The organism is Parafrankia soli (assembly GCF_001854695.1).
Taxonomy (GTDB): Bacteria; Actinomycetota; Actinomycetes; order Frankiales; family Frankiaceae; genus Parafrankia; species Parafrankia soli.
Window position 1 is genome coordinate 1 of sequence record NZ_MAXA01000035.1, and the last position, 9934, is coordinate 9934.

Here is a 9934-nt window from a genome sequence, read left to right on the forward strand (position 1 = left end):
CCCGTATCCGCTCCGAACACCAGCACCGCTGGGGCCACGTCCGAAACGCCGCCTGATCAACAAGAACCGACCCGCATTCACGGACAACGCACTAGATGAGCGCCGGGTGCAGGCCGAGGGTCAGCTCGTCGTTCACCAAGCCGATGATGATTGTTCCCGGGTTCGGGCCCTGCTCGATCCTCCACCCGCGTGGCTCGGGGAACGGACGCACCGGCTCGAACCTGTCAGGATCGCCGTCGTAGCCCCTGCCTGGCACCGTGCTTGCGCGGTGGTAGCGACGCACCCGGGGATTACGGCTGCCGGCGGAGGGGCTACCGAAAGAGCACCGTCCTCACGTCACGCCAGGAACGCGCACAAACGGCTGGCATTCGCTGGTCGGGCAACGCGATTTCACGGCCGGGTCGATGCTCGGCCTTCTGGTCGGAAAATCGATAAACGGGGACGCGTCAGACGGGGACGCGCGTCGAGGACGGGGGTGCCGGCCAGGCAGGGCGAGAGACGCTCATCCTTCGGCGTCGGGAACGAGGTGCGCGGACCCGTTGCGGCGGCCATGGCGACAACGCCGGCGCCGCGCCCTCCCAGCAGGCGCCGCCGGGCGTGGTTCACGGACGAGGCCCGCGCGCCCGCGGCATGACGGGCACCGCTCAGAGCCCGGTTGAAACCCTCGGTGCGGAGCCTTCCCGTCCCAGCGTCGTGGATCTTACGGTGCCGTCTCGCGCGCCGCCCTCGGTGGGTGCCTTCCCGGTCGCCCGCCGGAAGCACTGACGGTATTCCCCGGGCGTGATTCCGAAACGCTTGCGGAAAGCGATGTGGAAGCCGACCGCACTTTTGTACCCGACCTTCTGGGGTATCGCGCCGAGCGGGATGTCGCTTTCCGCGAGAAGACGCGCGGACTCACGCATCCGGCGGAGGATGAGATGGCTGGACGGGCTCTCGCCGACGATCTCGCGGAAACTGGCCGCGAAGGCCGATCGAGACATGCCGACCTCCCGGGCCAGGGACTCGATCGTCCAGGGCTCGACGAATCGCGTGTACATGATCAGCAGAGCTTTGCTGATGGCCGGGTCCTTCAGCGCGGTGAGCACCTCCGGGCGATCCATCATGCCGCGCAGCAGTGGGTGGAGACTGAGAATGAAGAAGACCTCGAAGATCCGCAGGGTGATCAGGCGCGCCCCGGGCCCGCCATCCCGGTCCGTGACGAGCTGGTGGATGATGTCCCGCAGCAGTGGTTCCGCCTCCACGGCCTCCCGCTCGAGCGTGAGGATCCACGGCAACGCGTGGTACAGGGAGGACACGGTGTTGGCGTCGTAGTAGAGGCCCGCGCAGAGTATCCGTGTCTGCTCGCCCTCTCCACCGAGAGCCAGCTGGCTCGAGGTCCCCGGCGAGCGGTCGGCGAGCAGGGTCCGCAGCGGCACGCCTCGCCGATCAGGGCGGTCTGAGACCCGGTGCGACCGCCCGGTGGGGAATACCGCCAGGTCCCCCTCTCGCAGTAGGACCGGCCGGGCCCCCTCGGTGCCRATCCAGCACGAGCCCTCGATGACGTAGTGGAGTACGACGCAGTCCGATTCAGAATCACCCTCGATCGACCAGGGAGAATTCAGTAGCCAATGGCTCTGGAACACTCCGGTCAGACGAATCGGACGTAGAAGCTCACCCAGCAGATCGTTTTCCTGGTCCGCTACCTGCACGGGCATGTCCCCGCTCCCTCGGTACTGGCGGCTCGCTCCATTGGACGGTGTCTGCGGAACACCGGGCGTTCGACCGGGTCATCCGCGGTACATCAGTATCCGAGCCTAACCTGTACACAACCGCCAGATTCAGGTCTGCACCTGGTCGCGAAGACGACAATATCATCTTGATCGGGAATCGCGTGGTCTTCGGGGCCGGGGCCCAGGTCAAGCCATGTGACCCCGGGCCCTCGACCGGGTAGGGCGGTGCCGCCGAGGTGACGAGTCTCACGGGCAATGGGGGATTTCCGCTCGGCTCGATCGACATAGCGCCAATGCCACCCGCGCCTGCCCGCGGCCAGTTCGGTGGTGTCCAGGACTGCCGGGTCATCCAGGAAACTCCACTTTTCGTTCGGCGGCCCCCGGGTGGCGCAGGCCCGTTCCGGGGCCCGGACGGGTCCCGTGGAACTCCCGTTCCCGCAGGCGATGCGGCCACATCGAGCCGACCTCCGACTACGCGCCCGCCCAACCAGCTGCGATTGTCCGCCGCCGCAGGACGGGCCATATTTGGTGACAGTAGTGGCCAAATGTGGTATCAGGGTGCGCAGAGTATCGGACACCCGGGGACGCGCGGGCATCGAGCCGTCCCGGACGCATGGACGTTTGTTAAGTAGCCCTGGTCGATACTTTATTGCCTCCCCGGTTCGGGTGGAGAACCGTTGTCGTGGGCCGGTTCTCGACGGGTACGGGGGGAGGAGCCAGGTCGTGGTTGCAGCCGGGCGCACTTCGGGCAGCGCGTCGGTTCGCGCCGCGAAAGTTCTCGTCGCGGGCGCGGGGATAGGTGGGCTCGCGGCAGCACTGAGCCTGCAGGACGCCGGTTTCGACCGTGTCGTCGTGTTGGAAGCCGCACCTGAACTACGCCCGCTGGGCGCCGGGGTGAACCTGCTGCCCAACGCGGTACGTGAATTGGCCGCGCTCGGCCTTTATCACGATGTCGCGAGGCGGGCGGTGCGGACTGCGGAGATTCGATACCACAACCAGCACGGTGACCTGATCATGGCGGAGCCGCGTGGTCGGGCCGACGGCTACGACTGGCCGCAACTGTCGATCCGACGAGGTGAGCTCCAGCAGGTGCTTCTCGACGCGGTCCGCACCCGGCTCGGTGAATGCGCACTCGTCAGTGACTGCCGCGTGACCGGGGTGTCCAGCCGGTCCGGGGTGCACGTCGACGTCCTGCGCGGCGGTCAGCCCACCAGGCTTACCGCCGATCTGCTGGTCGGCGCGGACGGAATCCACTCCGCCGTTCGGCGGTCGCTCCTCGGCAACGACGGCGAACCGGTCTGGAACGGACAGGTCGTCTGGCGCGGCATGGCCTGGGCTCCGCCGGTGAGCCCGGCGAACAGCATGGTCATCATGGGTGACGGAGTCCGCAAGGCGGTGGTGTACGCGGTGACCCCGTCCCGCGGTGACGGGCATGTGCTGCTCAACTGGGCGGTCTCCCGTCGCTTCGACACCGCTGAGGTCGACCGCTCGGACTGGAACCGGCCGGTGCCGGCCGGGAAGTTCGCCCACGAGTTCGTGGGATGGCGTACCGGCGGGCACCTTCTGACCGACCTGTTCCAGGCCGCGAGCGGATGTTTCGAGTACCCGATGATCGATCGCGACCCGCTGCCCACCTGGAGCCGCGGGCAGGCCACACTGCTCGGCGACGCCGCGCACGCGATGCATCCCATGGGCTCCAACGCGACGACCCAGGCTGTGATCGACGCACGTGCCCTCGCCTACTTCATGGCACTGGAGCCGGATGTCGAACGTGCCCTGACAGCCTACGAACGACATCGGCGCCCGGTGGCCACGCAGGTCCAGATCGCCAATCGGGCGATGGGTCCGGAGGCGGTTATCGACCTGGTCGCCCGCCGCGCACCAGAGGGATTCGCGACCGTCGACGACGTGCTGCCCACCGCCGAACTGCGTGCGATATGCGATCGATACGCCGAACTGGCCGCCTTCGACCGCGGCAGCGTCAACACCAGGTCTCCCTACGACACCCGACGGGCCCGTCTCGTGGGCGTAACCGGGTGATCTCCAGGCGGCGGGACAGCCTCCCGGGCCCCGCCGCGCCCCGACGATTCCCTGTCTGCCACGCGGATCACCGCAGAACTGGTCATCGCAGCGAGAGAGGCAACATGACCCGTACCGGAAGCCAGTATCTTGATTCCCTGCGCGACGGCCGTCAGGTGTGGCTTGACGGCGAACTCGTCAGGGACGTCACGAACCACCCGGCCTTCCAGAACACGGCGCGCTCGATCGCCGAACTCTACGATCTGACCCACGATCCGGGACTCGTCGACGTCCTGACCGTGCGCGGCGACGACGGAAGCACCAGAGAACACCGGGCGTACCGGATTCCGGAGAACTACGAGGACCTGGTCGCCCGGCGCAAGGCGTACAAGGTCTGGGCCGAAGCGAGCTTCGGATACCTCGGGCGCTCGCCCGACTACATGGCCGGCGGCATCGCCGGGTTCCTGGCTGTCCCCGAGGTGTTCGCGGGCGAGTCCTTCGACGGCCGGCAGAACCTCGGTGCCTACCACCGCCGGATGGCCGGCGGCGACCTGTACCAGGCGTTCACCATCACGAACCCGCAGATCGACCGGACGAGGTCCGCCTCCGAGCAGGAGGAGGACGACCTCTACGTCCGGGCGGTGAAGGAGCTCGACGGCGGGATCGTGGTCCGTGGCGCCAAGATGATAGGCACCGCGGCGGTCTTCGGAAACGAGATCATCGTCGGCACCATCGAGCCGTTGCCCCCGCAGGACGTGGACTACGCGCTGTCGTTCTCCGTGCCGATCGACACGCCGGGGCTGAAGCTCGTCTCTCGTGCCTCGTACGAGGCTTCGGCGCGAAGCGTGTTCGACAATCCGCTGTCCTCCCGGTTCGACGAGAACGACGCGTTACTGGTGTGCGACGACGTCTTCGTCCCCTGGGACCGCGTGCTGGTGTACCGGGACACCCGTGCCGCGCTGCTGCAGTGGTGGGGCACGGCGGCCTACGCGAACTTCGTGCATCAGGCGGCGACACGGTTCTGGACGAAGCTCGAGTTCCTGTCCGGGCTCGCCATCCTCATCGCGAAGGCGAACAACACCTATGAGCTGCCGCCGGTGCAGAACCAGATCGGGAAGATCCTCGGCTGGCTGACCGTCGCGAGGTCGATGGTCCTCGCCGCCGAGGCGGCCTGGGAACCCGTACCGGGGGGCAGCGGGGTACGGATCAACAACGAGATCGCATCCGCACACCGGGCCATGGCCGGCGAGATCTACCCGAAGATCGTCCAGGAGGTCAAGCTCCTTGCCGGTGGCGGGCTCATCCAGCTCCCCGCGTCCGGCCTCGACCTGCGTCACCCCGAGATGGGCGGCCTGATCGCGAAGTACGTGCGTTCGCCGGGGCATCCTGCCGAACGGCGGATCAAGCTCCTGAAGCTCGCGTGGGATGCGCTCGGCTCGGAGTTCGCCGGCCGGCACGAGCAGTACGAACGCTTTTACCACGGCGCGCTGCACGTCTATTTTCCGATGATTCTGCGCGACAGCCGGCCGGAACTTCTGGAGCAGCTCGTCGAGAGGTGCATGCAGGGCTATGACCTTCCCGCCGAGCCAGCGCTGACGAGCTAGCCGAAACAGGTGATACCTTTTGGAAAAATCTGCCCGTAGCGCCCTGACGCTGCTCGCCGGCACCCAGTTCCTCCTTATTCTGGACACGGCGATCATAAATGTCGCGGCGCCGTCGATCGGGGACGAGTTCGACGTCTCGGCGGCGACTCTGTCCTGGGTGGCCAACGCCTATCTGGTGACGTTCGGCGGGCTGTTGCTGCTCAGTGGTCGTCTGGCGGACCTGTTCGGGCGCAGGCGGCTGTTCCTCACGGGTCTGGCCGTCCTGGTCGCCGCGTCGCTGACCGGCGCGGTGGCGCAGACGGCCTCGTGGCTGATCGCCGCCCGTGCGGTGCAGGGTGCCGGTGCGGCTCTGGCGGCGGCCGCGGCGTTCGCCCTGCTGCTCAGCCTGTTCCCGGACGGCCCCGACCGTCATCGGGCGCTGGGCGTGTTCGCGGCGATGGCCGGCGCGGGCGGCGCCGCGGGAACCGTGCTCGGCGGCGTGCTCACGAGCTGGTTGACCTGGCGGTCCACGTTCGGGTTGAACGTGGTCGCCGGCCTCGTGCTCGTCGGGTCGGCTCTTCGGGCGCTGGTGCCGGACACGCGTCCGTCGGCACGCCTCGGCTTCGACCTCGGTGGCGCGCTGTCCGTCACCTCGGGGCTCGCGCTGCTCGCCTACAGCCTGGTGAACACGGGGGTGGCCGGCTGGACCTCGCCGCGGACCCTCGTACCCGGCGCGACGGCGGTGGTTCTCCTGGCGGTCTTCGTCTGGCTGGAGGGCAGGGTGCGCGTTCCCCTGGTTCCGGCCGCGGTCGTGCGGAGGCCGGTCCTACGCCGGGCGAACCTCCTCTCTGCGCTCGGGCAGGTCGTGCTCTTTCCGATGTTCTTCCTCGTCAGTGCGTATCTGCAGGATGTTCTCGGTTACTCACCGGTCGCGGGCGGCAGCGCGCTGCTCCCGTTGTGCGTCGTGGTCATTCTGGTGGCTTCCAACGCGGACCGGCTGATCGGCGGCCTCGGGCTCCGGCCGGCGATGACCGCGGGCTATGTGCTCGTGGCCGTCGGCATGGCGTGGCTGTCGCTGCTGTCTCCCGATGGCTCGTTCACCGGGGACATCCTCCTGCCCAGCCTGATCCTCGGGGTCGGCCTTCCGCTGGTTGCCATCACCACGAACGTCGCGGCGACCGCGGACGCCGGGCCGGAGGAGATCGGCCTCGCCTCCGGGCTGATCAACACCAGTCAGCAGTTCGGCTCGGTCATCGGTCTGGCCGTGCTGAGCGGTATCGCCAGCGCGCGCGTCTCCGCCGAGGGCGGTCCGGACGATCCCGCGACGCTCACCAGTGGATTCGCCGTCGCGTTCATCGTCGCCTCCGCCATCGCGCTGCTGTCCGCCCTCTACGCGGCGGTGCCACGGACGGCGAGACCACAGCAGGAGCCGACCCGGGAAAKGCCACCGGTGTCGATGGCCGCACCAGGCGACAGGGAGAGCTGAGCCCCCTGGGGGCTGCATCACGACACAGCGACCGGTGCGTCCGCGGCCGCCGCCGGCCCACGACAGCACAGCGACGAAAGGGCGAGAAACCATGTCAGAGGACCGCACATATCTGGTGATCGGAGCGCGTGGCTTCCAGGGAGACGCCGTGGCCCGAGCCCTGCTCGCCGAGGGCCTCGATGTCCGCGGGTTCGCCCGGGGCTCTGGTGCACCGGTCCCCGGCGCACCAGAGCTTCCGACCGTTCTGGGCGACCTCGCCGAGCTCGACGACGTCCGCAAGGCCTTTGTCGGCGTCACGCACGCATCCGTGGTGCTGCCGCTGGTCTACGACGTGGACCTGGTCCAGACCTATGCGCGCAATGTGGCCGCCGCCGCGCGTGAGGCGGGCGTGACCCGACTGGTCTACAACACCAACACCCCGTTGCCGGGGCAGGTCACCCCGTACGCGGCCTATGAGACCCGCCGCGCCGCCGAGGCCGTGCTGGCGGACGGTGATCTGCCGACGGTCGTACTGCGCCCGCCGGTGTACCTGGACAACCTGTTCAGCCCGTGGAACGGGCCCGCGCTGATCAACGACGGCGTGCTGGCCTATCCGCTGCCCGAGGGGCGCAGGGTCTCCTGGCTCTCGCACGCGGACCTGGCCACGGCCACCCTCGCGGCCCTGCACGGTGAGGGGCTCGAGGGAACGGTGCTGTCGTTGGGCGGCCCCGACACGGTGACGGGAGGAGAGCTGGCACAGGTGTTCGCCGCCGTGCTCGGCAGAGACGTCGCCTACGTTCCGCTGGAGGTGAACGACTTCGAGACGGGGCTGCGGACGGTGCTCGCCACGCCTGCCGCGGCAGGCGTGGCGGGAATCTACCGGTGGGCCTGCACCGGCGGTGACGCCGAGCTCTTCGTCGCCGACCACGACGAGGTCGAGCGTGTCCTGGGCATCCGCCTCACCCCGATCAACGAGTGGGTCGCCGCCCAGCCCTGGAAAATATGGGCGGCCGCCAGCTCGAACGGCGCCGGGACGCCGGATCCGGTCAGAGCCGACCATGGCAGTTGAGCGTCCCGGGGAGAGGCGGGAGGGCTCGGTCACCGTCGAAGGACGGGAGAGCGCGGTTGCCGTCATCGGCATGGGCTGTGAGCTGCCGTCCGCCCGTGGTCCGCGGGAGCTGTGGCGTCTGCTGGCCGAGGCGCGCGATGCGGTCGGGCCGGCCCGGTCCGGGACCGGTCTGCGGCGGGCCGGGCACATCGACGGCGCCGGCTGTTCCGACCTGACCCGTTTCGGTATCGATCCCGACGAGGCGGCCCGGATGGATCCCCAGCAGCACGTGCTGCTGCGGGTCGTGCACGACGCCATCGCGGACGCCGGCCTCGACCCGGCCGGCATCGCCGGGAGCCCCACAGCCGTCTGTGTCGGGCAGTCCGCCTCGGACTTCTGGGATCTCCGGTCCCGGTCCGCCGGGCTCGACCTGGGTGACTTCGTGGGCTCCCACCAGCGCGGCCTTCTCTCCGGGCGGGTGAGTCACACGTTCGATCTCCGAGGGCCCTCCGTCACTGTGGACGCGGCGCAGGCGTCCTCCCTGGTGGCGGTCCACCTGGCCTGCCGCAGCCTGCGCGCGGGGGACGCGGAGCTGGCCCTTGCCGGCGGCGTCAGCCTGCTGTCGGGCCGGCAGGCCGGTGTCATGCTCGGTCGCGGCGGGGTGCCGTCCCCCGACGGACGGTGCAAGTTCGGCGACGCGTCCGCCGACGGCTTCGTGCGGGCCGAGGGGGCCGGCGTGGTGCTGCTCAAGCCGCTGGTCCGCGCGCTGTTGGACGGCGACCGTGTGCGCGCCGTCATCGCCGGCAGCGCAGTCACCAATGACGGCCGGGACAAGGAGACGCTGCTGCACCCCTCGGAGAAGGGTCAGGCCGAAGCGATGCGTCGTGCCTACCTGGACGCCGGGATCGCGCCCGCCGAGGTCGACTATGTCGAGGCGCACGGCACCGGCACCCGGATCGACGTGGCGGAGCTGCGCGCGCTCACCGCCGTGCTGGGGCAGGGGCGCCCGGCCGGCCGACCCTGCCTGGTCGGCTCGCTCAAGTCCAACATTGGCCACGCCGAGGCCGCGGGCGGCGTCGCCGGGCTCATCAAGACCGTGCTGTGCCTGGAGCACGGAGCCGTTCCCGCCAGCCTCCACTTCACCACTCCCCACCCGGCGGTCGACTGGGACCGTGTTCCCCTCGCCGTGCCGACCATCCTGACCAGGCTGCYGGACCGGGGAACGCCCGTCGTCGCGGCGGTCAACGGCCAGGGTGTTTCCTCGACCAACGTTCACGTGGTACTCACGACGACCCCGGAAAAAAGGGCGCCCGGCGGGCGACCGTAATCCGGGCGTCGGCAGGCGCGGGACTTTCCATGCCACTTTTCCGGCTCGCCTCGCTGCTGTTCCCCAGAACATCCTGGAGGCAACGATGTTTTTCCGTGGCTCCTTACTTCACGGAAACGACATACAGATCGAGCATGTACGCGCCATTGATCCGCTCGGTGCCGACGAGGTGTGCGGCCGGCTTCCTGAGATGAACCGGCGTGCCGACGTCACGAGCCTGGTCGGATCGCTGCGCGACCTCCTGCCGGACGCACGCGGACTGGCGGACCTCGACATGGACGACTGCCTGGCGGCCATGCGGGACGTCGGTCTCTTCCTCGGATCGATCAAGCGGCACGGCCACGAACCGGTCGGGCTGGTCCCCGAGGTCCTGTACTCCGCACGTTTGGTTTTCATGCTTTGACCTGCCCGTTTCGTGATCACGGGGGTTTGGTCGGGTCTACTCCGAGGAGGTTGAGTACGCGCTGCTGGAGCGGTGTGGGCCGGGGGATGTAGGCGGGCTGGCCGTCGCGGGCGGGCACGAGACGCAGGCCGGAGAGGGCTTCGAGTAGGAGCCGGCCGGTGGGCTTGGCGGGTCGGCCAGCGTAGAGACCGGCGACCGTTCCGGTCGGACCGGTGGAACGCCGGACCTCTCGTTCGATCAGCGAGAACAGCAGCAACGCGAGGCCGACGACGTGGAGCAGTCCGTGGATCCGCTTGTTGTTCTCGAGGTAGATCGGGTCGGCCTCGAGCGGGCCCTTGAACGCGCCGTAGCGCCGTTCGGAGGCTTCCTGGCCCTTGTAG

Annotated in this window: 7 protein-coding genes and 1 pseudogene; 6 read left to right on the forward strand and 2 right to left on the reverse strand. The window is 68.9% G+C overall.

Annotated features, from left to right (window positions below; all coding sequences use genetic code 11):
- Positions 1–644: 644 nt before the first annotated feature.
- Complete coding sequence (locus BBK14_RS04795; protein ID WP_071059990.1) at positions 645–1694, reverse strand: AraC family transcriptional regulator; 1050 nt, start codon at positions 1692–1694, stop codon at positions 645–647.
- 738 nt (positions 1695–2432) lie between these two features.
- Here BBK14_RS04795 and BBK14_RS04800 point away from each other — a divergent pair.
- The 6 genes from BBK14_RS04800 (at position 2433) to BBK14_RS34625 (ending at position 9554) form a co-directional block, all read left to right on the forward strand.
- Complete coding sequence (locus tag BBK14_RS04800) at positions 2433–3749, forward strand: flavin-dependent oxidoreductase (protein WP_071059991.1); 1317 nt, start codon at positions 2433–2435, stop codon at positions 3747–3749.
- A 104-nt stretch (positions 3750–3853) separates the two neighbouring features.
- Positions 3854–5332, forward strand: coding sequence for a 4-hydroxyphenylacetate 3-hydroxylase family protein (locus tag BBK14_RS04805; protein WP_071059992.1), 1479 nt, complete (start codon positions 3854–3856; stop codon positions 5330–5332).
- Positions 5333–5351: 19 nt separating this feature from the next.
- Positions 5352–6797: an MFS transporter gene (locus BBK14_RS04810; protein WP_071059993.1), complete on the forward strand. Its 1446-nt coding sequence runs from the start codon at positions 5352–5354 to the stop codon at positions 6795–6797.
- 91 nt (positions 6798–6888) lie between these two features.
- Positions 6889–7845: an SDR family oxidoreductase gene (locus BBK14_RS04815; protein ID WP_071059994.1), complete on the forward strand. Its 957-nt coding sequence runs from the start codon at positions 6889–6891 to the stop codon at positions 7843–7845.
- Complete coding sequence (locus tag BBK14_RS04820; protein ID WP_071059995.1) at positions 7835–9151, forward strand: beta-ketoacyl [acyl carrier protein] synthase domain-containing protein; 1317 nt, start codon at positions 7835–7837, stop codon at positions 9149–9151. The genes BBK14_RS04815 and BBK14_RS04820 overlap by 11 nt, the downstream gene beginning before the upstream one ends.
- An 85-nt stretch (positions 9152–9236) precedes the next feature.
- Positions 9237–9554: a monodechloroaminopyrrolnitrin synthase PrnB family protein gene (locus BBK14_RS34625; RefSeq protein ID WP_071059996.1), complete on the forward strand. Its 318-nt coding sequence runs from the start codon at positions 9237–9239 to the stop codon at positions 9552–9554.
- A 16-nt stretch (positions 9555–9570) separates the two neighbouring features.
- Here the strand turns inward: BBK14_RS34625 and BBK14_RS38075 are convergent.
- A pseudogene (locus tag BBK14_RS38075) lies at positions 9571–9934 on the reverse strand (IS1634 family transposase); the annotation flags it as partial.